Source organism: Calothrix anomala FACHB-343 (genome assembly GCF_014696435.1).
GTDB classification, from domain to species: domain Bacteria; phylum Cyanobacteriota; class Cyanobacteriia; order Cyanobacteriales; family Nostocaceae; genus Aulosira; species Aulosira anomala_A.
In genome coordinates, this window is sequence record NZ_JACJQG010000057.1 from 37648 (window position 1) to 63041 (window position 25394).

General features: G+C 41.1%; 21 protein-coding genes. 10 read left to right on the top strand and 11 right to left on the bottom strand.

Annotation, left to right across the window (positions count from 1 at the left end; genetic code table 11):
* Positions 1–28 precede the first annotated feature (28 nt).
* Complete coding sequence (locus tag H6G08_RS26695) at positions 29–547, bottom strand: hypothetical protein (RefSeq protein WP_242046276.1); 519 nt, start codon at positions 545–547, stop codon at positions 29–31.
* Between the two features lie 80 nt (positions 548–627).
* Positions 628–864, bottom strand: a complete 237-nt coding sequence (locus tag H6G08_RS26700; protein WP_096593431.1) for a DNA-directed RNA polymerase subunit omega — start codon at positions 862–864, stop codon at positions 628–630.
* A 237-nt stretch (positions 865–1101) separates the two neighbouring features.
* On the opposite strand from H6G08_RS26700, the gene H6G08_RS26705 reads away from it, so the two are divergent.
* On the top strand, positions 1102–1539 hold the full coding sequence (locus H6G08_RS26705) for a fasciclin domain-containing protein (RefSeq protein WP_190548582.1): 438 nt from the start codon (positions 1102–1104) through the stop codon (positions 1537–1539).
* 94 nt (positions 1540–1633) lie between these two features.
* On the opposite strand, the gene gnd is transcribed toward H6G08_RS26705, so the two are convergent.
* A complete protein-coding gene (gnd, locus tag H6G08_RS26710; RefSeq protein ID WP_096647240.1) occupies positions 1634–3064 on the bottom strand; it encodes an NADP-dependent phosphogluconate dehydrogenase in 1431 nt (476 codons plus the stop codon).
* Between the two features lie 313 nt (positions 3065–3377).
* On the opposite strand from gnd, the gene H6G08_RS26715 reads away from it, so the two are divergent.
* Positions 3378–4172: a Ycf66 family protein gene (locus H6G08_RS26715; protein ID WP_190548584.1), complete on the top strand. Its 795-nt coding sequence runs from the start codon at positions 3378–3380 to the stop codon at positions 4170–4172.
* 381 nt (positions 4173–4553) lie between these two features.
* Here the strand turns inward: H6G08_RS26715 and H6G08_RS26720 are convergent, their stop codons facing one another.
* From H6G08_RS26720 to H6G08_RS26725, 3 genes are read right to left on the bottom strand one after another with little or no spacing between them, the layout of a single operon-like run.
* The gene (locus tag H6G08_RS26720; protein ID WP_190548586.1) at positions 4554–4958 is read right to left on the bottom strand and encodes an HNH endonuclease signature motif containing protein; all 405 of its coding nucleotides are present in this window, start codon (positions 4956–4958) and stop codon (positions 4554–4556) included.
* 52 nt (positions 4959–5010) lie between these two features.
* Positions 5011–5142 carry a hypothetical protein gene (locus H6G08_RS38340; RefSeq protein WP_277877818.1) on the bottom strand — a complete coding sequence of 44 codons (132 nt, stop codon included), beginning with the start codon at positions 5140–5142 and terminating at the stop codon, positions 5011–5013.
* Positions 5135–11980, bottom strand: coding sequence for a PAS domain S-box protein (locus H6G08_RS26725; RefSeq protein WP_190548588.1), 6846 nt, complete (start codon positions 11978–11980; stop codon positions 5135–5137). Before H6G08_RS26725 ends, H6G08_RS38340 begins: the two co-directional genes overlap by 8 nt.
* Positions 11981–12265: 285 nt before the next feature.
* On the opposite strand from H6G08_RS26725, the gene H6G08_RS26730 reads away from it, so the two are divergent.
* Positions 12266–13078 (top strand): radical SAM protein, encoded by an 813-nt coding sequence (locus H6G08_RS26730; RefSeq protein ID WP_190548590.1) that lies wholly within the window; start codon positions 12266–12268, stop codon positions 13076–13078.
* 29 nt (positions 13079–13107) lie between these two features.
* Positions 13108–13734 (top strand): 4Fe-4S single cluster domain-containing protein, encoded by a 627-nt coding sequence (locus H6G08_RS26735; protein ID WP_190548592.1) that lies wholly within the window; start codon positions 13108–13110, stop codon positions 13732–13734.
* Between the two features lie 116 nt (positions 13735–13850).
* On the opposite strand, the gene H6G08_RS26740 is transcribed toward H6G08_RS26735, so the two are convergent.
* Positions 13851–14345, bottom strand: a complete 495-nt coding sequence (locus tag H6G08_RS26740; protein ID WP_190548594.1) for a DUF6174 domain-containing protein — start codon at positions 14343–14345, stop codon at positions 13851–13853.
* 478 nt (positions 14346–14823) lie between these two features.
* Here H6G08_RS26740 and H6G08_RS26745 point away from each other — a divergent pair, with 478 nt between their 5' ends.
* Positions 14824–15849, top strand: a complete 1026-nt coding sequence (locus H6G08_RS26745; RefSeq protein WP_190548595.1) for a tetratricopeptide repeat protein — start codon at positions 14824–14826, stop codon at positions 15847–15849.
* Positions 15850–16307: 458 nt separating this feature from the next.
* On the opposite strand, the gene H6G08_RS26750 is transcribed toward H6G08_RS26745, so the two are convergent.
* Positions 16308–16772, bottom strand: a complete 465-nt coding sequence (locus H6G08_RS26750) for a CYTH domain-containing protein (RefSeq protein WP_190548597.1) — start codon at positions 16770–16772, stop codon at positions 16308–16310.
* A gap of 379 nt (positions 16773–17151) precedes the next feature.
* On the opposite strand from H6G08_RS26750, the gene H6G08_RS26755 reads away from it, so the two are divergent.
* The 3 genes from H6G08_RS26755 (at position 17152) to H6G08_RS26765 (ending at position 19568) form a co-directional block, all read left to right on the top strand.
* Positions 17152–17814, top strand: coding sequence for a bifunctional 4-hydroxy-2-oxoglutarate aldolase/2-dehydro-3-deoxy-phosphogluconate aldolase (locus H6G08_RS26755; RefSeq protein WP_190548598.1), 663 nt, complete (start codon positions 17152–17154; stop codon positions 17812–17814).
* A gap of 23 nt (positions 17815–17837) precedes the next feature.
* Positions 17838–18350 (top strand): L,D-transpeptidase, encoded by a 513-nt coding sequence (locus H6G08_RS26760; RefSeq protein ID WP_190548600.1) that lies wholly within the window; start codon positions 17838–17840, stop codon positions 18348–18350.
* Positions 18351–18443: 93 nt separating this feature from the next.
* Positions 18444–19568, top strand: coding sequence for an amidohydrolase family protein (locus H6G08_RS26765; protein WP_242046277.1), 1125 nt, complete (start codon positions 18444–18446; stop codon positions 19566–19568).
* A 109-nt stretch (positions 19569–19677) separates the two neighbouring features.
* On the opposite strand, the gene H6G08_RS26770 is transcribed toward H6G08_RS26765, so the two are convergent.
* Complete coding sequence (locus tag H6G08_RS26770; protein WP_190548602.1) at positions 19678–20139, bottom strand: hypothetical protein; 462 nt, start codon at positions 20137–20139, stop codon at positions 19678–19680.
* Positions 20140–20718: 579 nt separating this feature from the next.
* Positions 20719–21573, bottom strand: a complete 855-nt coding sequence (locus H6G08_RS26775) for a DUF72 domain-containing protein (RefSeq protein WP_190548604.1) — start codon at positions 21571–21573, stop codon at positions 20719–20721.
* A gap of 588 nt (positions 21574–22161) precedes the next feature.
* Between H6G08_RS26775 and H6G08_RS26780 the strand changes: the two genes are divergently transcribed.
* Positions 22162–22488 carry a PadR family transcriptional regulator gene (locus tag H6G08_RS26780; RefSeq protein ID WP_242046278.1) on the top strand — a complete coding sequence of 109 codons (327 nt, stop codon included), beginning with the start codon at positions 22162–22164 and terminating at the stop codon, positions 22486–22488.
* A 304-nt stretch (positions 22489–22792) separates the two neighbouring features.
* Positions 22793–23809, top strand: a complete 1017-nt coding sequence (locus tag H6G08_RS26785) for an alpha/beta hydrolase (RefSeq protein WP_190548606.1) — start codon at positions 22793–22795, stop codon at positions 23807–23809.
* Between the two features lie 159 nt (positions 23810–23968).
* Here the strand turns inward: H6G08_RS26785 and H6G08_RS26790 are convergent, their stop codons facing one another.
* Complete coding sequence (locus H6G08_RS26790; protein ID WP_190548608.1) at positions 23969–25216, bottom strand: tetratricopeptide repeat protein; 1248 nt, start codon at positions 25214–25216, stop codon at positions 23969–23971.
* Positions 25217–25394 lie beyond the last annotated feature (178 nt).

The window sequence follows — 25394 nt, forward strand, 5'->3', positions numbered from 1 at the left end:
CCCTATCGGGTCAGACGTGGGGCTTCTGTCAGTTCAAGCTAAAGATGTTAGTTAAGACTTGCGCTAGAGCATTTCGCTGGCTGCGGGTAAGCTTGGCAATCGCAGCGCGATCGCCTTCTATGGGATTTTCTCGTAATGTATCATGTCCTGGATAGGTAATATCATACATAGTTTCATTGGCATTCAGGTAATCAGCCAATGTCAGCTTCCAGTCTAAGCGATAAGCTGGGGAACGCTCTTTGACATAAACGTGATATCTAATTAAGCGACCAGCTAAGGTATTATTTTCGGCAACTTTACCAGTTTCTCTGCTAATATACTGATTTTCTTTCGGGAAATTTGGCAACTGTTGATACACTTGCTGCCATACTTCACCAGGGCTGATCCTTTGAGCTAATGCAGGTTGGACAGTGAGAAAAGCTGTATATTTTGATTTATCTATCCCCAAACCTAAAATAACTCCAGCCCCTACGAGGAAAAGTATTGCTAACTGGAGAGTTTTCACTATAAAGTTCGACTGCAAAACGGGAGAAAATTTTTTATTCATAAGCAAATATTCTGAGTTAAAAGTGCAACAAGAATACATACAGTACTCATAAATCAACACTTTCAACCCAGGACTATATTTTATACTTCGCCAATAATTTCTGGCTGAGTCAGTTCATCAGACATTTCGATAATTGCCCTGAGTACAGGTTTCATCATTGCATCTTCTGCACTTTCAAAGTCTTCATAACGGCGACGTTTGGCACGGTTTGCCACTTGAACTGTAATGCGGTAGCGATTTGAGGCTGCACTAATCAGATCCTCAGCACGGTGCATAATCTGAGACTGAGTTGTCTCGAACTTAGAACGCTTTAGCATAGTCAGTGGTTCTTATGGTGATCGGGAGGATGAAGCTTTAATTATGAAGTATGAAACACAACATTTTCATGCTTAATCTTTGATTCTTCATCCGTTCTGTGTTATTCCCCAGTTTAGCAGCACTAACAAATCTACTGCTGTGTTATCGCTCCTAACCTTTCTCTTGATAGAGGTTGAGAAACTTTTGTCCTTTTATAAGTAGGTTGTAACAGCAAGTTAATAAAGTAACCTAAGCGCATGGCTGATCTAGTGGAAACTGCGATTCAGGCAGGAAATTTTAATACCTTGGTGCAGGTTGTGGAAGCTGTGGGACTAACGGAAGTTCTTAAGCGTCCAGGCTCTTTGACAATTTTTGCACCTACTGACGATGCTTTTGCTCAGTTGCCAGCAGGAACTTTAGATAAGCTACTGCAAGATATTCCCAAATTGAAGAAAATTGTGGCATATCACGTAGCCTCTGGGGATGTTCGGTCTGATGATTTGGTGCAAATTAATGAAGCAGAAACTCTTGAGGGGTCAATTTTAGCCATTGAATCTACTCATGGTGCAGTGAAGATTAATGATGCTAATGTCCTGCAAACTGATATTTTGGCTGATAATGGTGTGATTCATGTGATTGATGCAGTGTTAATACCTGCATTGATTGCTGGGGGAACGAGTTCGTCTGTAGCGTGATTTGTTGCTGATGAACAAAAAAGTGGCTCTGAAAATCAGAACCACTAGCTAAATAAGTATTTAACCTGGCTACCCCATTACAAGATGAAGTTGATTATTTCTTAGCTTCAGTAATGGGAACCCATTCAGTGTGGAAGCTTCCAGGCTTATCGGTACGCAGGTAGGTGTGTGCGCCGAAGTAGTCGCGTTGTGCTTGAGTCAGGTTTTGAGGCAAGCGCGCGCTGCGGTAGCTGTCAAAGTAATCTAAAGATGCGCTAAATGCTGGTACTGGAATTCCCAGTTTGGCAGCTGTGATAATTACTTCCCGCCAAGCTGCTTGTCTGTCAAGAATTGTTTGCTTAAATTCTGGAGCTAAAAGCAAGTTGGGCAATGCTGGATTTTCGTTAAAAGCCTTCTTAATCTTATTCAAGAAGCCAGCGCGAATAATACAGCCACCTTTCCAAATCCGCGCCATTTCGCTCAAATTTAAACCCCAATTATATGTTTTTGAGGCTGTGGATAACAATGCCATCCCTTGAGCGTAAGAACAGATTTTTGAGCAATACAGAGCATCACGCACTTTGTTAACAAAGTCTTTAACTTGGCCATCATACTTACCGCTAGGCCCTGTCAAAACTTTTGATGCGGCTACCCGTTCATCTTTAATGGAAGAGATGATTCGCGCATTCACTGCGGCGGTAATTGTGGGGATGGAAACACCCAATTCTAATGCAGTTTGTACAGTCCAACGTCCAGTACCCTTTTGACCGGCTGCATCCACAATCAAATCTACGAGCGGTAAATTTGTTTCTGGGTCGATGTAGGGGAAAATATTCTTCGTAATCTCAATCAAAAATGAATCGAGTTCATCAGTGGTGTTCCATTGAGCGAAGACTTCGTGTAGCTGATTGTGATCGAGTCCACCGGCATTTTTCAGCAAATCGTAGGCTTCAGCAATTAGCTGCATATCACCATACTCAATGCCGTTGTGAACCATTTTTACGTAGTGACCAGAACCACCGGGGCCAATATATGTTACACAAGGGCCATCATCGACTTGCGCCGCAATTTTGTTAAAAATTGGTGACAAATACTCGTAAGAGCTTTTTGTCCCACCAGGCATGAGTGAAGGGCCATTGAGTGCGCCTTCTTCACCACCACTCACGCCCATCCCAATGTAGCGCAGTCCAGTGGGTTCTAGTTCCTGGGTGCGGCGTTCTGTGTCTTCAAACCAAGAGTTGCCACCGTCAATAATGATATCGCCTTCGTCCAGCAAGGGTCTTAGTTGAGCAATCACCGCATCAACTGGCTTACCAGCTTGCACCATCACTAATATTTTGCGGGGACGTTCTAGTGCAGCTACGAACTCTTCCAAGGTGAAGGCGGCTTTGACGTTCCGTCCTGGCGCACGTTGAGCCATGAAGGCGTCGGTTTTTTCTCTGGAGCGATTATAAACTGCAATTGGGAAGCCATTACGCTCGACGTTCAGAGCGATATTCTCGCCCATAACGGCTAAACCAATCACACCAAAGCTTTGTAGGGTCATAAACTATGTTTGGCTAACTCTTGCAGATCCTTTTATCTTTAGGGTAGTCCGATATTTTCGCTTCTCTCCTAAAGAAGACATTAAGAAAGAATTTATTTTGGCGGCAGAAATACACAGCTAACATAGATATTTAGTTTTAATTTGTATCTAAATCAACAATTAACTTGTAAAATTTGCAAAATTAAAATATCCAATTCCAGGGGCTAGGAGCTAGACATTAGGGACTAGGGACTTGAGTATTTTCTGACCTTGAACCCTTAACCTCTAACTCTTAATCCCTAGTCAAAATGACACATTCAGGAGTTACCAAATAATGCTGGCATATGTCCTAGCTTTAGCGGTGGGCCTTGGGAGCTTAACCATTTACTTAGCAGCTTTCTTTTTTCCAGAAATCCATCGCAAGAATGATTTTATTTGGAGTGGTGTAGGGCTGTTTTACGCACTGATATTATGGGTTTTTGCACAGCGTATTAATGGTGGCCTTTTGCTGGGTCATGTAGCTAGTGTTGCACTTTTGGGTTGGTTTGGTGGGCAAACTCTCTCTTTACGTCGCCAAGTCACGCCAAAGCTACAACAAACACCAGTACCCAGTTCAGATGCGGTAAAAACTTCAATTCAGCAACAGGTGACTAAGTTGTCTTTAACAGATAGATTAGGTCAGTTGCAAAAGGGTGTTAGTAACACCTTGACGGGAGTGAAAGATAAATTTCAAAAGACTCCGAAAAAAGCACCGCCAAAACCAACTACTACAAAAACATCTACTGCTAGCACAGTTTTACCGACTGTAGAGATTATTGATAACACTACTGCTGTCACAGCAACGCCAGTAGAAGATGTAGCTACTACTACCGAGCCGGAAACTACCATAGCAGAAACGCCAACTGATGAGGTAGTTACTACTACAGAAGCAGCAGCGACAACTGAAACTTTACCAGAAGTGATTCCGCCAAATCCCCCATCGCCGGAATTAGTGGAAGCGGCACAAGCAAATTCTGAAACTGAGAACAAAGAACCAATTCCTGTGGAAGAAATTGCACCGGATGCGGTACTTGCTCCCCCAGCAGAAGCACCGCCAGAACAATTACCACCCAATAATCCAGCTAGTTAAGTTGAGTGAAGCCCAGCATTTACAGAAAGTCGGCGGGAAAGCTTACTCCTTGATGGGGTGGGATGAACCTCCGCCCGCCGACTTAGGGCATGGGGCATGGGGCATGGGGCATGGGGCATGGAAAAGCCACAAATGCCTTATGCCAGCGAAATGCCATTGACTTGTAGGGGATGAGCTTAACTCATATCATGTTGGGTTTTAATCAATTAGGACACAAGCGGCGGGTGAGATGGAAGCAGGAACAGAACAGTACGCGCTTCGGGGCATGGCAGTGCCAGTGCCCCTACAATCAACGATAATCTGTATCTCACCATCTGGTAATTTGCTGTATATCCAAAGGGTAAGGTGGTATTTCCATGACTAACCCTTATTTTGAAAAGGCTATTTCTTTTTGTTTTCTTTGCGAGTTTTCTCTATGTGAGCTTTTCGGGTTAAAACTTGCAGATTATCTATAGTGGTTAAACCACCTTGAGACATAGGTTTAACGTGATCAATTTGGAAATCTCTTCGCATTTGGCTTTTGACTCCACTGATTGCACAAGTTATAAAACCTTTTGCATCTGTGTGCTTTTTGAATACAGCATTTTTAATTCTTCTGTATTCTATAACATCTCGTTCTTTAATTTCATATAAAGATAATTTTTCTATAGGTATATTGTCAAAAATTACATTTGGCGTTGATACTACCGCATTAGTATATAACCCTTCAATTTTTAGAGTTTCAATGTCCAACTGCTTCCTAAAATACAGTTTTTCATAGCTAAATAAAACTTGCCAACCCAACACCCGGATAAATGTTGGGTTTCGTTCCTCAACCCAACCTACAATTTTTTTTGCATCATTTGATCTGTGTCAATCCAGTAGGATGCATTACCACGAATGTCCATTGTTCGGAATGGTTAATGACATCCCAAACTTGTGTAATAGGTGCTTCAATCTCCCAAGTTGTTAAAAATTTGTAATTAGCCATCTTGGATATCTACTTTCTCTGTTAACTCCATGATTCTCTCAAATTGGAAGTTATTTGCTAAGTCACTAAGATAGTTTTTCAATTCATCGTTATCTGAGGTAATTTGATTGAGCAAATTTAAAATCATATCGTCACTACATTGAGCGGCGGCATGGTAAAGTTCTTTTAACCATGCAGTTGACATTTGCGACAATAAAGGAATTAAATCAGCAGGTGGTAGCATTTGCGCTGATGTTTGCCTTGCTGTTGTTAATTGATGGTTTTCTTGTTGATAAAGATATTTGACTCGTAAATATTGGCTAAGTTTTTCTAGGAGAATTTCTTCGCGGAATGGTTTGTTAATTAAGTCATCACAACCGGCTTGGATTATGGCGGCTCGTTGTTCTTCAAAAGCGTTGGCGGTTAAGGCAATAATAATTGTCTGCTGTTCGGCTTGGGGATTTTGAGATTCAGTAGCTTTAATGACTCTTGTGGCTTCATAACCATCCATGACGGGCATTCGCATATCCATTAAAATTAGCTGGGGTTGGTATTCTTGCCAAAGTGCGATCGCTTCTTCGCCATTTGTAGCTTCCCATACTCTAAAACCAATAGATGTAAGTAGTTGCACTAATACAAGACGGCTTTCGGCGGCATCGTCAACTACTAAAATGCGATATTCTTTGTGGGGCGGTTCTAAACCAATGACTAAAGATTTTGTTGGTTGAGGCTGAATTTCGCTGGCTGAGGCGGGATGAATTTCAATATCAAAGGTAAATTTACTACCTTCACCTAAAATACTGGTAACAGTAATATCTCCGCCCATCATTTCTACATATTTTCGGCTAATTGCTAACCCTAATCCGGTTCCTTGTTGGGATTTTCTCCCGGTTTCAGTTTGTCCAAAGGCTTCAAATAATAAGTTGATTTCTTGGGGTGCAATACCGAGTCCGGTATCTTCGACTTCAAAGAAGATATGGGAGGGGTGAGGGGGATTTTCTGCTGGTTCTAAAGATGTACTATAAACTCGTAAGATGACGCTGCCTTGATGAGTAAACTTGATAGCATTACCTAAGAGATTAAGGAGAACTTGCAGCAATTTACTTTCATCGGTTTGTACGTATTGGGGAATATTAGGGGCATATTCAAATATTAACTCTAGGTTTTTAGCAGCTGCACGCAAATGCAACATTTTTTCTAAGCTGTTTAACAGGTTGATTAAGTTGAAACTGCTAATATTTAAAGTGCTTCTCCCGGCTTCAATTTTTGACATTTCTAAAATGTCATTAATTAAGCTCAATAAATGTTCGCCTGCACGATTAATAATGGCTAAATGTTGCTGATGTTCGTGAGATAAAGAATTTTCACGGCTCATGATTTGCGTGAAACCTAAAATGGCGTTGAGGGGGGTGCGCAATTCATGACTCATGTTAGCGAGAAATTCGCTTTTAGCACGATTGGCTGCATCAGCAGCAACAACGGCTGCTTGTAATGCTTGTGATTGACTTTGGGTTTGGGCTAATAGTTGTACTTGCTGTAAAGCAACTCCTAATTGATTACCAATTTGCACAGCAATATTAATTTCTTCGGTTTTCCATTGGCGGGGGTGAGAATTTTGATAACTTGTTAATAATCCCCAAAGTTGATCGCCGCATAATATGGGTACTGTAATATAAGCTTTGGCTTGAAAACGCTCTAATAAATTAATGATTTCTGGTGTAAATCCAGCATTATGAATATCCTCTACACATTGATAAGTCAGGTTTTGTTCTGTGGATAAATCGGTATTGGGTAGGATATCTGCATTCATTAATAATGTCATCATCCCCCGATCGCTCTCTAGTTTAAGATTGGGGTGGTTGGTTTGGAGTTCAATTAAGGAAATCCAACCATTTTCTACGGATTCAGAGACAAATTCCCCATTACCTTCTAAATCGCAACGGTAAACAGCGACGCGATCGCAATCTAACACTTGGCGCAATTCTTGGGTGGTAGCGGCAAATATTGTCTCTAAATCCAAGGTTTGACGCATTCTTTGAATTACTTGGGCGATCGCTTTTTCGCGTTCTGCGCTTTCTTTTAAGGCTTCTTCTGCAAGTTTTCTTTCGGTAATATCTGTCACTGTACCGATATAACCTTTAATTTCGCCATCATCGCCAATTTCTGGCAAACATTGGGATAATACCCAGACAATCGCCCCATTTGTGCGTAAAATTCGATATTCTAATTTATACCCAGTTTTAGCGGCTCTGGCTTGCTTCCATTTGCCGACAACGCGCCGCCGATCCTCAGGATGTATGGCTTTTGTCCAAGCTTTGCGCAGAGATTCGGCTAAGGAAAGTCCAGTAATTTCCGTCCAGCGTTGATTTAAATATAAAACATTGCCATCAACATCGGTGTGAAAAATACAAGCTGGTGAGGCTTCAGCTAAGAGTTGATAGCGTTGTTGGCTGGCTTGCAAGGCTAATTCTGCTAATTTTCGCGCATTTACATCTGCCCAGTAACCAACACATTCTATCGGCTTTCCGGCTTCATCGCGAATTAACCTGACTTGCTCGTATAACCAATGATATGTACCATCAGCATGTAAAAAGCGATATTCATAGGAACTGTATTCTTGCTCAAATAACAGAGAAAATTTGCTCAAGATATACTCAACATCTTCTGGATGAACGTGACGCAACCAAAAATTGGGATTTTCGAGAAATTCCCGCGCTTCATAGCCAAGCATGGTTTTCACGTTCTCACTCATAAATGTATGCCCAAAATCCCCGGAGATTTTGCTGCTATAGATAACTACAGGGCTAGAAGTCAGCAGATATTGTAAGCGTTCGTTGGCTAACCGCAGTTTTTGTTCTGCATATTTGCGATCGCTAATTTCTACCATTACCGTTCCCACACCCAAGGGGCGATCGTCTTCGCCGGGAATGGGAAAATAAGAAACCAAAAAGTGACGCACAATCTCTGGTTTTTTCGTTGAGGGAATACTGACTTCTAAATTGAGAATTGCTTGACCGGTGAGTAGTACTTGTTTGTAAAATGGGGCAACAAACGGAGCCATTTGGGGCACAACTTCATATATAGTTCTGCCAATGTGGTTTTTTTGCGGTTTTCCGTGAATTTCTGCCATTAATTCATTAATTTGTACAAACCGCAGTTGTTTATCTAAAATATCCATCCCCACAGGCGCACCAGAGAAAAAGGCGTTGAGGCGTGCTTCTCTAAGGGCGATTTCTCTTTCTAAGGTTTTGCGTTCGGTAATATCTTTGTGAGTACCTGTGATCCGCAGGGGTACGCCTTGTTCGTCGCGTTCAAAAATTTGGGCGCGAGTTTGAATCCACTTCCAAATCCCGGAGGAACAACGCATCCGAAATTCTGCTTCATAAACGGAAGTAGCACCTTGAAGATGGTTTTCTAAAGCTGATTGTACTGCGGCTAAATCTTCGGGATGAACTAATTCTTCAAAAGCTTGTTGATTTTCTTCAATTTCATCTTCTGTATAACCGAGCATTTTTTTCCAGCGCCAATCTCGGTAGATTCTCCCACTGGTAAAATCCCAATCCCACAAACCCAAATCGCTAGCTTCTAAGGCTAACTGTAAACGTTCTTCGCTTTTTCTATGGGCTGCTTCTACTTGTTTGCGTTGAATTAATCCGCCTAATTGGGAAGCTACCGCACCGACTAACAATAACAACCGCTTATCCACTGACATGGCGCTGCTTTTAAAGAAGACTAACACGGCTAAGACTTTGTTAGCGGCGATAATCGGTACGCCAAAGACAGCTTTTAATCCTATGTTAGTTGCTTGGGGCGATCGCAAAAAAATCGGTTGGGCAACACGAGAAATATCCTCAATCCATTCTGGCTGCTTGCTTTGCCAAACTCTCCCCGGTAAACCTTCGCCTAAAGCTAATTTTAGGCTTTTACTTTCTAAGCAAAATTCTTCTAAATTGTTGCGATCGCCATACCAGCCTAAACTATGTTCTAAAATCGCGCCATCATCGCTGGGTATCCAGGCTTCGCCAAAGTCCCAGTCGATATTTTGGCAAATTAGACGTAAAACCATAGATAAAGCGCTGTTAACATCAATGGCACGCGTCATAGCTTGAGTTGTCAACAGCAACAACCGACTTTCGTTTTCTGCTTGCTTGCGCTCAGTGATGTCTTTGGCTGTACCCAGGATGTACTTTTGTCCATCAATTTCACTCATTTCCGCACTTAACAGCGTTGTCTTAATTTCCCCACTGGCAGTGCGAATATCTACTTCATGGTTGCGGAGTACTTTTGTTTGTTCTAACATTTGGCGCAGAAAATTAGACTCTTCGGGATTCGCCCAAATTCCTAATTCTGCACTGGTATGTCCGATTACCTGAGAGCGAGAATAGCCAAAAAATGTACAGAAACTATCGTTAACTTCGATATAGCGCATCTCAGGAAATGTACTGAGGCTAATCGGATCGGGAGAGGAGCGCAAAGCCGAGCCTAATTTCTCTTCGGACATGCGCCTAGCTGCTTCTGCACGGCGGCGTTCCCTGGCTTCTAGAGCTAAAGAAACTAAATTACCTAAAGAACGGGCAAAATTTTGGTCTTCTAATGTCCAATGATGGGGAATTGCCACTGCTTCTAAGCATAAAACGCCAACAGTTTTACCTCCTAGTCTGATTGGTGTATTCAGCATGGAAGTGATGTTAAATGGCGTCAGGTAAGCATCTAAAAATTCTTTGGTGCGCGGATCTGTAGCTGCTTCATGGGCAACAATAATCGGATCTGAGTGCAAAGCTTGAAAATAATGGGGATAATCTGTGGCGCACAGGGAATTTCCTTGACTATGTTGCTGTTGACTGTGGGTAAATAAATCTACACATTGCAAAATATTATCGTTTTCCCCATACAGCCAAACGCTAGCGCGTTCTACTTCCAGATTTCTCACACCGACTTCGGTAATTTCTCTCACAGCCGCTTTCAAGTCTTCTTGATACAGCACTTGATTTTTAGCTAACTCTGTTAACACTAAGTTATGCTGCAAAAGTTTAAGGGCGCTGGTATGCAGTGCTTGTTCAGCACGTTTTCGATCAGTAATATTACTAGCTGTACCAGTGATGCCTACAACATCGTCATCATGATTTTGGACAGCGATCGCATTAATTGTTAAATATAAAATGCTCCCGTCTTGGGCAAAACAGCTAACTTCCTCGTGAAAAATAGACTCTCCGCGCAAGAGACTGGCGAACTTTTGTTGAATCAGTGCCACTTGCTCTGGCAAAATAAAATCCGTAAAGTTACGCCCAATCATCTGTTCCGGTTCGTAACCAAAAAACTGTTTAACAGCTGGATTGACAAAATTAATCACACCATCCACATCCACAGACCAAATCATATCTTGGGATGTCTCAACTAGCTGACGATATTTACCTTCGCTAGATTTGAGAGCGACGAGACGCGCTTTGCGGGAAGCTTCGCTGACGCTAATTTCTTGCTGAAGTTGGATGATTTGGGCTTTTAAGTTATCTTCGGCTTGTTTACGTTGGTGAGCAATGGCGATCGCATTGGCGATTGCTTGTAATATCGAGATTTCCCCAGTTTCCCAACCGCGAACTTCTACACAGTTATCAAAGCCAATCAAGCCAACAAATTCACCGTTAACAATTATCGGTAACATCAAAATCGCGAAAACGCCTTGCAGTTCTAACTTTCCCCGTTCTAAGTCTGGACATTCAGTGACAATTTCCGCGATCGCTTCTCCTTGAGTTAATAAAGTCGCCCAACGCAGCGAAAAATCCTCAGCAGACACAGTTTTGCGGGTTGGATGGAGAATTTTCGGCGGAATTCCGGGAGCGCACCATTCCCCACATTGGCTAATTGCAAACTTACTCGCAATTCCTGGACGCTGCTCATAAATATATACACGACTAGCTTTAGTGATTGGCCCGAGAATTTCTACGATTTTTGTGTAGTATTTATTGCTACCATCAAAACTTAATAACTGGTGTTGAATTTGTCCCAAGGCGGCTAAGTAACGTTCGCGAGACTTTTGTCTAGTTTGTGTTGCTTGATGGGTGCTAATATCAATCAGCGTTGTCACCACAAATTTGCCATAATCCTTTTGACAAATCGCCTGAATCATCTCGACATTTAACCGCGAACCATCTTTACGGGTAATAGTGAATTCCCGTTTTTCTGGTTGGGTATTCAAAGCCAGAAAATTTTTATATTGCTGAATTAAATGGGCTTTTTCGCTAAATGTTAAATTGCCATAATGTACTGTAAATGGTTGTCCTATCAGTTCCTCACGTTCCCAGCCATACATCTGGCAATAATCCTGATTGACTTCAACAAAATAGCCATTTTCATCGGTGAGGCATATCCCAACTTTCGTAGCATCTAAAATAGATTGATTATGCCGATTTTGTTTGATGGCTTGCTGTTTTCTTTGGATGAGTTGCTGATGATGTTCGTGAAATCTAGCTTTAACTTTTTGCAAATTTAATTGTTTGTGTAGCCGTAATAAAACTTCTTCACGCCGCAGTGGTTTGGCAATAAAATCAACTAAATCTATTTTATTCGGCTGGATTTTCTTCACTAAATCTGCATCAAACCCCAGAAAAATTACTGGTATATACTTAGTTGCTTTATGAGATTGCAACTGTTGCCAGACTTCATAACTATGCATATCTGGCAAAACAACATCCAGCAAAATCATCTGAGGAGGAGAAGCAAGCGCTGCTGTAAGAGCTAAATTCCCAGAATTTACCTCTTGCAATTGATAATCTGGAGCAGCAAGAATATTTGCCAAAAAAATCCCGGTTTCGGGCTTGCTATCTACCAACAAGATTGTAAATTGCTGATTATTATTCGCCATACCAATTGTTTAGTGAATTTCCCATCATCGAGCCAGATTTGATAGCCATCACGAGTAGCTAATTAGCAGTACAGAAAACCCTGGGACAGCATCAAGATGGCAAAGCCAGAAAAGGCAGACAAATAATTCAAAATTCCCAATGCCCCATGCCCAATGCCCAATGCCCCATACCCCATGCCCATACCCTCACAAGTTCCTCAAATTCTGGAGATAAATTTGTAGTGAATCTAAATTTTAAATAGATTTTTGATACCAGTGTATGTTTGATTTTAGGAAGCGGCAAGTATGAGTACAACTTTATCTAAACCACAACCCCATGATTCTACAGTTTACGGCCCGGTAAATTCTTGGCGATTTGGGCGATCGCTAGGGATCGATCCCATTTGTTCGGTATCTACTTGTTCTTTTAACTGTGTTTATTGTCAGCTGGGAAAAATTCAAGCCAGTACTGCGGAACGCCAAGTTTTTGTGCCAACAATGCAAATTGTTGACGATCTCCGCACAAGATTACCTTTAGATCGGGTAGATGTAGTCACTTTAAGTGGTAGTGGCGAGCCTACCCTAGCATTAAATTTAGAAAAAATTATTGGGGTTGTTAAGAAAATTACTAGACTACCGACAGTAGTTTTAACTAATAGTACGATGTTGCACGATCCAACAGTTCGGAATGCGTTAAAAGTAGCAGATATAGTAGCCGCAAAATTAGATGCAGTTTCGTCAAATCAATTGCAGCGAATTAATCGTCCTGTAGAGACAATTAATCTACCAGATATATTAGCGGGAATCGAGCAATTTCGGCAAGAATACTCAGGACATTTGGCTATTCAAACAATGGTTTTGTCTCGTTGGACACCCGACATGGTAGAGGATTATATCGAAATTATTCAGCGTCTAAAACCCGATGAAATTCAAATTAATCTGCCTTCCCGTCCGCGCGTTTTGGTCAGGAAATTAGAAGCACGTGGTAATAATATTGCCCCATCTAGTCCTTACCTGGTGCAAAACCTCAAATGTGTCAGCAATGACATCCTGGCGGCTCTTGCTACTCAAATTCATGACGCCATCAATATCCCGGTAAGTTACCCGGCTATGGCTTAACTTTATTAACGCTTTGAAGGAGGAAAGAGATGGAAACAAAATCTAGCAGCCCATCGCTACCACTAATAGAAATTCCCCCTGAGCATTTAAACATCATGGGTTATGTTGATGAATCAGAAGTCAACGGGCCTGGTTGTCGTGCAGTGGTTTGGGTACAAGGTTGTCTCAGAGAATGTCCTGGTTGTTTTAATACGGCTTCTTGGCCATTTGAAATTAATCAATTAATTACTGTTGATACTCTGGCAGAAAATATTCTCAAAAACCCCAAAAATACAGGTGTAACTTTTTCTGGTGGCGAACCATTTTGGCAAGCACCTGCATTAGCAGCTTTAGCTAAAAAGCTCAAAGCTGCTGGGTTAAATGTCATGTCTTTTACAGGATTTACTCTGAAGTTATTACAATCGGAATCGGCTCCACCAGGCGCGCAAGATTTATTAGAACAGCTAGATATTTTGATTGACGGGCCTTTTGTCGAGTCTTTAGCAATTCATTCGCCAACTTCTCCCGTTTCTTCTAGCAATCAACGAGTACATATTTTTAATCCTGAGTTCCAAGATAAAATTTCTTGGGCTAGCGATCAGATAGAAATCCATGTCCTCAAGGATGGTAGCCGGATTGTGACTGGCTATCAAAGTTTATGGGAGAAGTCAGAATAATTCGTAATTCGTATTTGAGAACCATAGTTTTTCATGCGTAGTGGGAGCATCTTGCTCCCTGGTGGTAGTAGCGGGCAAGATGCCCGCACTACTCCAGTTTTGAAAATGGACGAAGTTTATCTCTTAATTTTTTGCAAATTCTCGACTGTGAGATAGATTTCTTCATCAGCTATTTGACTGTTGTAGTCGATGTTAATTTGGGTGGGATAGCCCAATTTAGGATCGTACTGTACAGTCAGGTTAGATGCTTTTTTGGCGATCGCATCTTCAATGATCTTGAATAGCTTGGGCACTGTATCGTATTGTTGGAATAATTCTCGCTCTACAGGTTTACCTGTCGCATCAGTTAGATAACTTGTACGTCCTTTTCTTACCGTGACGCTAATCGGCCCGCTAGCTTTGGGTGCGCAGAAGCAACTGCGGCTAAATGTATACCGATAGTTACGAATGTTTTGCTTTTTCCATAACTGACGGTTCGCTGTTAATTGCTTTAGCTGTGAATTAGCAATTGTTGCTGATTGCGGTGCTGGATTTGCAGGTAGAGAAAGCACAGGCGCATTTAAGCTCAGTGCAAGTAATAACCCTGCACTTATAAAAATAGGTAAACGCATATAAATAGATAGATTGAATTTGTAAGTTATGAGAATTGGGTAAAGTTGTGAAAGTTCCTGCTTGAGTTTATTCCCGGCAAAATTTATTTTTATGTTAATTTGGACACTCAGCAATAAAATATTTGACTGTATTATAGATTACAAATAGCCAACAGTATTTGTGAGCGATCGCCAAATAACAGCAAGATTCAACTTAAAACAATTATATTTTGCTGGTTCTTAATCCTGAAAGCTGGGAACTGCTATGAATTCTGATAAACCTTGCCCTGTAAGCATTTGTGGTTTTTAGCTAGGGCTTTTTTGAGGAACCTAAAATAAGTATGTAATTATACCATATCACCTCTATTTACGTCTTATATCTAAAGATAGAGAATAATGGTTAACTTAAATTTGGGAATTATTACTTGAGAGGGGTTAATTCTCAAATCAATCCGCTCAATCAACACAGCCTATCTATCTTTAGTGCAACCGAGGTCAGATGACGCAACCTTTAAATCCAGTTAGCGAATGGGAACAACGTCGCAATCGGGCAAGCCGCTATTATAAGCGGGGGGAATTTCAAGAATATCTCGCACTAGCTACCGAAAATCTCAAGTTAGCTCGGATTATTCCCGATCGAGCCAGAGAAGGTCATACATTAAATGACATAGGTTTAGGTCACCTCGGTTGCTGGCAAACTCAAAGAGCATTAGATTGTTTTACTGAGGCTTTGGAAGTGGCACGGGAATTTGGCAATTTGCGAGCTGAAGCCACAGCAATGAGCAATTTAGGTTCTACCTACAGCCGCTTAGGCATGTTTTCGCCCGCGCTAGAGTATTTTGAAGGTGCGCTGCAAATTTTCCGCAAATTAGAAGATCCTCAAGGTGAAATCTCCACACTCAATGATGTGGCGTTGATTTACACCAAATTAGGAGAACCAAAGCGATCGCTATTACTGCAACACCAAATTTTAAGAATGCGGCGCTTGCTGGGAGATTTTTCTGGTGAAGCCACTACACTCAATGGAATTGGCTTTGCCTACAGTACTTTAGGTGATTATAAGCAAGCTCTAGAATATTTTGAAGCTGCGTTACCAATTCAACGCGCCGTCAAAAATTTAGTTGGCGAAGCTACCACCATGAATAATATTGCTTCTATGTATAGCGATTTAGGGCAACCTAAACAAGCACTGTTGATTTACCATCAAGTGCTATTAACACGTAGAGCATTAAAAGATAGAGCCGGAGAAGCTACAACCCTCAATAACCTTGGTTTCGCCTACAATAATGTCGCAAATCATTGGCAAGCACTGAAATGCTATAAACAAGCTGTAGCCATTTATCAAGAATTAGGCGATCGCTTAGGGGAAGGTTCTACTTTGTTAAATATGGGTAGCCTATACGCTAAAAGAAGACGTAAAAAATTGGCTCTCTCTTGCTACAACAACGCCCAGGAATTAGCTAAACAAATCGAATATCAACCATTGCTCGAAAAAGTAGAAAAGTTTATTCAGGCTTTATCTTAGATTTCTCGCCAGCCAAAAGGGATTTCCTAGTCATACAGTAGATTGCCAGTTGGTGAGGTACAGATAATCATTGATTGTAGGGGCACTGGCACTGCCATGCCCCGAAGCGCGTACCTCATTTACCTGAAATATGTTGTAACTTTAGTCCTTCAATCAAAAACTAAAGTTCTGACTATGAATTCATATAAAAAATTGTCTAACAATTTAAATATTGTTGGCGGCAAATCGATATATTCTAGAGGGCATGGCAGTGTTCAAATGAAGCAAAAAATAGCCTCTGTCTTAGCTTTGTCATCCGCCTGAGAATGAATTCTCAGGCTAATAGCCCAAGTCTACTAAAGTAGACTCAAGATTTTGAGGATGGCTAATGGGTAAAGAAATTTATTCCCCAAAAAATCTGTCTTTTCAGTCAACAGTCAACAGTCAACAGTCAACCGTCAACCGTCAACCGTCAACAGTTACCATTGTGAAAAAGGATGTTTGACTAAATTACTGTTGAAATACTTGGGATTATCGGAAACCTCTTCACCAATCCAATCTGGTAGTTCAATTTGTTGTTTTTCATCAGTGAGTTCAACTTCTGCAATTATTAGCCCTTTATTCACACCTTCAAATTCATCGATTTCCCAAATTAGATTACTGTATGCGATTTTGTAGCGCGTTTTCTCAATTAAAGGGCGATCGCATAAAGTATCGAGCATTTCTTGCGCATCTTCTACAGGGATAGGGTACTCAAACTCCGATCTGCTATATTGGACAGTCGCCCCTTTAATTGTCAAGTAACCTTGATTACCAACGATGCGAACGCGAACAGTAGCTTGTTTAGCTGTCAAAATATATCCCTGAACATATCGACTACCTTCAGCTAGCTGTCTCCAGCGATCGCCTTTGATTAAAAATTTGCGCTCTATCTCTGCTGCCATTGTATTTTAAAGGGACAAGGAGGACAAGGGAGACAAGGAGAGAAGTCTGAGCGCCGGCTTCCGGCGATCAGAACTTCGGAGGGACAAGGAAGATAAGTATTTGTGGCTAATAAACGGATTGTTATATATCGCAATCCTAATTTAATACTAATTTGCAAAAATAATGCGACAAGTATACTACTAAAACCTGATGATATCTAGTAGTCTGGCAACCCAACTTTAAGGGGTAAAGAAACGAACCGCGAAGACGCGAAGTACTCAAAGAAAGAGGAAAAGAAGAGAACGAGAAAATTTGATGCCCCCAGCAAAGTTAACTTGTCAGAGTACTAGCTTTGTTAATTTTGAATTTTGAATTTTGAATTTTGAATTTTGAATTGTAATGTCTAATCTAGTTTGGTTATCACAATTGCAACAACACCGGGCGATCGCAGTTATCCGGGCGTCAAAGTTAGAATTGGCAAAGCAAATGGCTTTGACTGTCGCAGCTGGGGGAATGCAGCTAATTGAGATTACTTGGAATAGCGATCGCGCTGGGCAATTAATTAGCCAACTGCGTCAAGAATTACCACATTGTACAATTGGTACGGGTACTCTATTTAACGTCACTCAGTTAGAAGATGCGATCGCTTCTGGGGCGCAATTTCTCTTTACACCCCATGTAGATTTAGCGATGATTAAAGCCGCAGTAACCCAAGATGTACCGATTATTCCCGGTGCGCTGTCGCCTACAGAAATTGTTACCGCCTGGAATTATGGCGCTAGCTGTGTCAAAGTCTTTCCCGTGGAAGCAATGGGTGGCGCTAATTATATCAAAAGCCTCCAAGGGCCATTAGGCGAAATTCCTTTAATCCCCACGGGAGGAGTTAATATCGATAATGCCCCAGAATTTTTACAAGCAGGTGCGATCGCCATCGGTTTAAGTAGTCAATTATTTCCCAAGCATTTAGTTACCGAAGGCAATTGGTTAGCGATTGGCGAAAAAGTGCAAAAATTGATACAACAGTTAGGATACTTTAGGGTAAAAACAGAAACTTTATCCTAAGCTTCCTATTAAGTGTATTTACGATGAAAAGCTTAATTGATCGTCAATTGATGCGCCGTCTAGGTATAATGCTTGTCAGTATATCCCTCACATTAGGCGTAGCAAATGTAGGACTGGGCGGAGTTTCCGCCAATGCAAAAGATAATACCACTAGCCAAAGCATCGAGACACTCAAAAAATCTGAGAAACGTTGGATTCAAATAGATTTGACAAAGCAAAAGCTAATTGCTTGGGAAGGTAATACGCCTGTTTATGCAATTATTATTTCTACAGGTAAAAAATCTACTCCTACCCGTGTTGGTACTTTTAAAATTCAAACCAAACTGAAATCTACTAGAATGCGTGGTAGAGACTACGATGTGCCTAACGTTCCCTATGCCATGTTTTATCAGGGTAATTACGGCATTCACGGTGCTTATTGGCATCGCAGATTTGGTACTCCCGTCAGTCACGGTTGCGTAAATGTTGCCCCAAATCATGCAAAATGGTTATTTGATTGGGCATCAGTAGGCACAGCAGTATTTATTCATAAGTAATGGGCATTGGGCATGGGGCATTGGGCATGGGATATTAGATTTGAAAGCCTTTGTACAGACGCGATTAATCGCGTCTCTAACAACTGACAAATTATGATGAATTTGGCTGACATTCCTTTAATCGATCAACACGCCCATAATGTGTTACGCCCGGAGGTAGCGGCGCGTTATCCTTTTGCGGCTGCTTTTACAGAAGGATATGACGAGGAAATAGTTAATTATCATGCGCGTCATACTTTATTTTATCGGCGCAGTCTGAGGGAAATAGCGGCTTTATTGGAATGTGATGCTACAGAAAGTGCGATCGCAGCGCGACGAGATAGTTTAGGCTTAGAAAAGCTTACCCAGCTTTATTTTCAAGCGGCAAATTTAGAAGCAATTTATCTCGATGATGGTTTAGAAACTGAAAGTATTTTACCTATCTCCTGGCATGAAAAATTGATTAGTGTCCGCAGAATTCTGCGGTTGGAGGTGCTAGCAGAACAATTAATTCCCCAAAGCGAAGATTTTGCTTCTTTCCTCGCTAGATTTCACAGCGAAATCGATCCGCCACCATCGGGGGTTATTGGCTTTAAGAGTATTGTTTGTTATCGTACTGGCTTGAATGTGCAACCTGTAACTTTTGAAGTTGCTGCATCTCGCTTTGACGAAATTAAACGACAGCTAAATAATCAACCACTACGCTTAGTTGATAAACCTCTGATTGATTTTTTGTTACAACAAGCTTTATTAATTGCAGCGAAATATCGCTTACCAGTACAGTTACATACAGGCTTTGGCGATCCGGATTTAGATTTACGTTTAGCTAATCCTCTGAATTTGCGATCGCTTTTAGAACAACCCCAGTATCGTCATGCACCATTGGTATTACTACACGCTTCTTATCCCTACATGCAAGAAGCTGGATATTTAGCTGCTGTCTATCCCCAAGTTTATTTAGATTTTGGTTTAGCAATACCTTCTTTAAGTGTATCGGGAATGCGAGCAGCCATCGGACAATTACTGGAATTAACGCCAACTACTAAATTAATGTATTCTTCCGATGCTCATTCAATCCCCGAATTATATTATTTAGGCGCTAAATGGGGGCGTCAGTTATTAAAAGAAGTACTAGAACAAGCAATTCAAGATGGGGATTTAACAGGAGACGAAGCTTTTGCGATCGCTACAGCAATTTTACGCGAAAATGCTTTATCTCTGTATAATCCTCAGTTGTGAAAAATATCAATTTTGGCTGTCAACAGTCAACAGTCAACCGTCAACAGTCAACAGTCAACAGTCAACAGTCAACCGTCAACAGCCAATAGAATTTTCCTAAAGAGTATTGTTAATTTACTCTTGGTCTAATATACTGGCGGTCAACTCCTTTATATTGACCTTCTAGACCTTGTTTAATCCAATTGATGCATTCAAATTCGGATTTGAATAATTTTGGTGCTGCAATATTATTCAGCAACTCTGGTGGGTAATGATCGTAAAAATATTTACCCTCCTGTTGAGAGATAATTATCAAATTGTAGCGGTAAAGATAGCGAGATTGAAAACTATCCCCGCAATTGATGAAATCTGCATTTTTGTTAATATGCTCCTTGGCAGTCTCAATAATATTACTGATGCTACTGCCGTAAATTCCTGCTGGATTCTCTGCTTTGTGAAATTGGCTCTTATCTCCAATTTCTGCCAATAATTTATAGGAATAGATTTCGTAATTATCGGCTTTACCAAAAACGAATGGAATGATGAGATATCCTTTATATGACACTGAGTTTTCATAAAGAAGACGACTCATCTCAACCTCCTTTGGTGTAACTGCTCCCTGAGTTTTGCTGGCATTCTTTCTATACTAACAGATGATATTTTTCTGCCAGTTACTGTTAGGATACATATAACTATGTCATCCTTTTGCAAAGGGGGTTATCACCCCTTTTTTTGGAAAAATAGAAAGAATAGTGTTGGAACACAAAAATGTATAACTACCATTATCCATCTTATTGAAAATAAGCAAGCATGAGATATATTGCAAAAGTCAAAAAATCCTGAATTGAATTCCTTAATATTAATTAATAACTCTGAAAAGCCGATCTAATATAAGTTAATTGCTTTAAATTTGTTACTTTATTGTCAAATATTGGTATAATATCTCATCGCAATTTCTGACAGCAGTTTTCATCTATTGAAACCACATCTGTCGTAGTCGTAGGGGCACGGCACCGACAATCTTTTGGTACATGCAATAATTTTACTGGTGCCGTGCCCCTACAGCGTGGTCTGTTTACTGAAAATAGCTGTAATTAGCTAGGGGAAATGCTAATTTATTTTGCGCATCTCGATAGATTGCATAAAAAAACTTAATATTAAATCAGAAAAATCACCATAAACTTAACTGGTTTGGTGGTTGTTCCAGGTGATTCCAAGGTAGAGGCGGAACTGCGACACCATGCTGTTCTAGTAGATTTTGAAAATGACGGGCAGTGTTAGGCGATCGCTCTTCTATCGGACAATGAACAAAGAAGTAAATTCGCACTCCCGCCTGCAACCATTGTTGAATCTGCGTTACCCACTCTTCCATAAAAGGTTGATTCACAGCTAAATTTGGATGAGAAATAAACCTAATTAGGGTAAAAGGCGCAGTCACGCTAAATTGTACAGGTAATTTCGGCTTGCGTCGCTCCGATTGCAACTGCGGATCGTCATCTCCCGTATAGATAGGGCGTGAATCTAACAACACTCTCCCCACATTTAACTTTTCTAACAAAGCTGTCAAATTACTGGCGTGGGGTTCTGTAAACCAGTCACGATGGCGCACTTCTAAAGCCAGAGGTGCTAAACTATGCGGCCAAGCTTCTAAAAAACTCACCAAATCTGTCATTAATGTAGGTGCATAACTTGGTGGTAATTGAGCAAATATCGGCCCTAAACGCTCACCTAAAACTTGCATTCCCTCAAGAAATTTTAAAGCCGCCGGAATTTGAGGTTGTAATAAACCCTCATGGGTAATAATTCGCGGTAATTTCAAACAAAATTCAAAACCTGCAGGCGTTTCTGTGCGCCAACGAGTGACAGTTTCCTGGTTAGGGATAGCGTAAAAAGTGGTGTTACCCTCAACAGTAGTAAACCGCCGACTGTAAAGAGAAAGAAACTCAGCAGTGCGAGTACCTTGGGGGTAAAGTTCCCCCACCCATCCTTTATAAGCCCAAACTGCACACCCAATAAAAAAATTCACCAGCTTTACGCCCAAAGCATTGATGTATCACGATCAATTGTACAAGGGCATGGCGCATGGGGGAGCCACTGCGTTGGACGGGTCTCCCGGCTTGAAGCAAGTGGCGTCATGGGGCATAGGGAGTAAAGAAAAATCTCATTAAATAAATTGGGTAAGTTATTTTCTGGAAGTCCCTAATTGTAGGGGCATCACACTGCCCATAGGTGTCAACTTAAGGCGAAACCCTTGCCAAGACTCGATTTTTAATTCCATCGCCTACCATTAAGCTTCGCGTTACTCCACCCCAGTTTTGTCTAAAGCCAAAACTTCCCCTCCCCTTGGCAAGGGGAGGGGTTAGGGGAGGGGTAAAAGGCTTGTGGGGTAAGCGTTTGAACTTAAGTTGACACCAATGCGCACTGCCATACCCCGAAGTGCGTACCTCATACCTCATTTACTACTTGCCTTATGAACCAAACTACCAACTAGCTTGCCACACAGTAGCAATTTTACCCCTGCCCCATGCCCCATGCCCAATGCCCAATGCCCCATGCCCATTTACCAACTTTTCTGAAAGTCTCTCAATATAGGGGAAAATGAAATCTTAACTGATTGTTACCAAAGCCTTGCGTGATGGATGGTAGAGAGTTCTATTCAAGTTTGATTCGGCTGCATATTCTGCATCATGCAGTAAAGGAGCCAATTTTTGGTCTAGGTATTATTGAAGAATTGGCGCGTCACGGTTACAAACTTAGTGCGGGAACACTCTACCCGATGTTACACGATATGGAGCGCAAGGGATACCTGTATTCTGTTGAGGAGCGAATAGGGCGACAAAACCGAAGACTTTACCAAGCTACCGATTTAGGCAAAGTGACTCTAGAAACTGCTAAAGAAAAAGTACGAGAATTATTTGGCGAATTATTCGAGGAGTCTTAACGCATTCGCCAGTCATAAATTGACTTGTTGTCCGAGACAATGGGCGGATTTTAGATTTTGGATACTTCGACAAGCTCAGTAAAAGTTTTGCATTAAATCTAAATCTACAATCCAAAAAATGGTTTCAAGCCTCTGGGTTGACGGAGAAAAAAAACAAAAAAATCAATATTGAAGCCTCTTGTTTATTTTGAATTGTTAATATGTCTTTAGGCGGAGTACGATCAATACATCAGTTAGATGTTGTGGCTGCTAACTTTGAGATACATTCCTCAAAGATATCAGCATAATTACCGTAACTGATACTATGATAGATAATATTAAAAATACAAGAGAAATACTTGAGCAATTTCAGCAATTAGAGTCTAAAGTTGGGCTGCAGAACGAAGCCTGTCGTTCTAAATTTTTTGTGCATCCTCATACTACTTCTAAAGTTTGTTTGTTCTTGCATGGTTTTACAGCCGGGCCATACCAATTTGAACCGATTGGTAAAGCTTTCTTTAACAAAGGATACAATGTTTTAATTCCTTTACAACCAGGTCACGGACTTGCAGGTAATTGGCATCGTCAAAATCCACCGCCACTATCAACGGAGATTGAGACTTATCAAAATTTTGTGCTGGAGTGGTTGCAAATTGCGCAAACTTTAGGACAACAAGTGATAGTGGGTGGATTATCAACAGGGGGAACTTTAGCGGGTTGGTTAGCTTTAGAACATCCAGAGAAAATCAATCGGGCGCTATTATTTGCACCTTTTTTAGGCAGTCATAATTTTTTATTTGATGGGTTGATTAAAACTTTGCCAATTTATTTTGAATGGTTTAATAAAGATGCACCAGGGAATTTTGGCTATAAAGGTTTTCGCATTCCTGCTTTGCGGATATTTCTGGAATTAGGACAGGATTTATTACAACAAGCTGCAAAGACTGTTTCTGCACCGATGTTAATAGTTGCTAGTGAAAGCGATCGCGCTGTGAGTTTATCTAAACAGCAGGACTTATTTAACATGGTACTCCAGCAACAACCAAAATCTTGGTATTACTGTTTTGATGATTCCCTGCAAATAGAACATCGGATGATGACGAAAATCGAAGATAATGACTATGAAGAGTTGGTAATTACCCTGGCTAAAGCATTTGTTGACAGTGATTTAACTTGGTTGCAGTTCCAACAAATAGCAAAGCGAATTGTGCAGGGTGAAAGTTGCGATCGCATTCAGCAACAATTAAATTTAGATCTGCAAGCTTCGCAACAGCTATCAGCAATGGTAACTCAACGTTTAGGTTGCGAAGATTTCAAGTGTATTAATCCATCTGAAATGTAGGTGACGTAGGCGATTAAATGACAAATGAGAGCAAGTAGGTTGGGTTGAACGGAGTGAAACCCAACAATTACAGAAATTTGCAGTGTTGGGTTTCGTTCCTCAACCCAACCTACATCCTTTATTTTCTTTCCTTCTGCCATCTGCCCTCTGCCTTAACTCTTACAAATTGCCTTTCGATACTTTTTCAATTTGTTGCGTAAAGTAAGTTTCATCATACTTGAGTTGTTGCGCTATTTCTAAACCTTTTTGAAAGGCTGTAATTGCTTGGGGATATTGTTTTTGTTGTACATAAAGTTGTCCCATTTGGTCGTAAGCTTGCATAACGCCGTAATAGTTGCTAGCTTGAGTTTGGGCTGCAATTAAAATTTGACTGGTTTGCAAAGCATCTTCGATTTGTCCTTGAGAACGGTATAGGGCAATTAACTGTTGTAAAGCTTCCCCCGCATCAAAATATTGTTGCTGTTCCCAAGCTGTGGTGTAAGCTGCTTGATAATTTTTAAAGGCTTCTGGTAATAAAGCTGGGTTTTCCTTGGCTAATGCTTGATAATTTGCCGCGATCGCCATTTTTAATTTTGGTAATTGAGTTGTATTATTATCACTGGTGTAAATTTCTGCCAGTTTACTCAAAATATTGATAGATTCTTGGGGATTTTTCGCCTGTTCGTAAATATAAGCTAGCTGTTGCAAGTATGCTATCTCGTTTAATTTATCGCCTTGGGTAGTCGCCAGAGCTAATAATTCTTGATAAGCGGCTGCGGCTTGGGGATAATCGAACCAACCGAGATGTACTTCCCCGATGCTTTTGAGGGTGTCGATAATGGCGGCGGTATTTTTTTGTTGCTTGACTGCTGTTAATAGGTTATTGTAAGCTTCTAAAGCTTGTTTTGGCGATCGCACTTTTTCATAAGCCGCACCAAGCGATCGCAGTAATTCTAAATCAATCAATGGCTGAGATAAAGTTTGCTGTTGAATCACTTGCAAGCGTTGGGTAACATATTGCACCTGTTCGCGATTATTTTGACTAAAAGCAATTCCTCCCACCCTTGATAATGCTTGCACTTCAGTTAAGGAACCATACAAACGACGTAAGCGTAATTCCCGGTTCCAAGTATCAAAAGCTGCTTTCGTATCTCCAGATTCCAGTTGCGCCGCAGCTTGTTGATTTAACTGTTCAAGTTGCGGTTCTAGCTGTTGGAGTTGTGCAGGAGTCAACTTTTTAGGATCGCCCAAAGGTGTTAGTAATGGATCGGGAAGAATATTTTCTATCGGACTAGGGGGAAACTTATCAGGCGGTTGTGGCTTTTTATTCTGCGCCAAAGTCAACGTACTGCTAAACTGCCAGACTATCGCCGTAGTCAGCATAAAAAGTAAATAACGTAATTGCTGGCGATCGTTCCATTTTCTCATAAGCTAATCTCCCTACCCCATTACCTAAGTTACCAATTTGCAGGACGCATAAAGCAATGGGAATTCTCCCGAAGTAGGGGAAGGGACTTCCAATTAAAAAAATAACCAATCGCTATGCAGGCAGAGGGGCAGGGGGCAGGGAGCAGGGGGAGTAAAGAAAAATCTGCTTAAATAAATT

Bases quoted from the DNA above. Each gene is read 5' to 3' on its own strand.
- H6G08_RS26695 (WP_242046276.1), bottom strand. From the start codon at position 547: ATGAATAAAAAATTTTCTCCCGTTTTGCAGTCGAACTTTATAGTGAAA.
- H6G08_RS26700 (WP_096593431.1), bottom strand. From the start codon at position 864: ATGCTAAAGCGTTCTAAGTTCGAGACAACTCAGTCTCAGATTATGCAC.
- H6G08_RS26705 (WP_190548582.1), top strand. From the start codon at position 1,102: ATGGCTGATCTAGTGGAAACTGCGATTCAGGCAGGAAATTTTAATACC.
- gnd (WP_096647240.1), bottom strand. From the start codon at position 3,064: ATGACCCTACAAAGCTTTGGTGTGATTGGTTTAGCCGTTATGGGCGAG.
- H6G08_RS26715 (WP_190548584.1), top strand. From the start codon at position 3,378: ATGCTGGCATATGTCCTAGCTTTAGCGGTGGGCCTTGGGAGCTTAACC.
- H6G08_RS38340 (WP_277877818.1), bottom strand. From the start codon at position 5,142: ATGGCTAATTACAAATTTTTAACAACTTGGGAGATTGAAGCACCTATT.
- H6G08_RS26725 (WP_190548588.1), bottom strand. From the start codon at position 11,980: ATGGCGAATAATAATCAGCAATTTACAATCTTGTTGGTAGATAGCAAG.
- H6G08_RS26730 (WP_190548590.1), top strand. From the start codon at position 12,266: ATGAGTACAACTTTATCTAAACCACAACCCCATGATTCTACAGTTTAC.
- H6G08_RS26735 (WP_190548592.1), top strand. From the start codon at position 13,108: ATGGAAACAAAATCTAGCAGCCCATCGCTACCACTAATAGAAATTCCC.
- H6G08_RS26740 (WP_190548594.1), bottom strand. From the start codon at position 14,345: ATGCGTTTACCTATTTTTATAAGTGCAGGGTTATTACTTGCACTGAGC.
- H6G08_RS26745 (WP_190548595.1), top strand. From the start codon at position 14,824: ATGACGCAACCTTTAAATCCAGTTAGCGAATGGGAACAACGTCGCAAT.
- H6G08_RS26750 (WP_190548597.1), bottom strand. From the start codon at position 16,772: ATGGCAGCAGAGATAGAGCGCAAATTTTTAATCAAAGGCGATCGCTGG.
- H6G08_RS26755 (WP_190548598.1), top strand. From the start codon at position 17,152: ATGTCTAATCTAGTTTGGTTATCACAATTGCAACAACACCGGGCGATC.
- H6G08_RS26760 (WP_190548600.1), top strand. From the start codon at position 17,838: ATGAAAAGCTTAATTGATCGTCAATTGATGCGCCGTCTAGGTATAATG.
- H6G08_RS26765 (WP_242046277.1), top strand. From the start codon at position 18,444: ATGATGAATTTGGCTGACATTCCTTTAATCGATCAACACGCCCATAAT.
- H6G08_RS26770 (WP_190548602.1), bottom strand. From the start codon at position 20,139: ATGAGTCGTCTTCTTTATGAAAACTCAGTGTCATATAAAGGATATCTC.
- H6G08_RS26785 (WP_190548606.1), top strand. From the start codon at position 22,793: ATGATAGATAATATTAAAAATACAAGAGAAATACTTGAGCAATTTCAG.
- H6G08_RS26790 (WP_190548608.1), bottom strand. From the start codon at position 25,216: ATGAGAAAATGGAACGATCGCCAGCAATTACGTTATTTACTTTTTATG.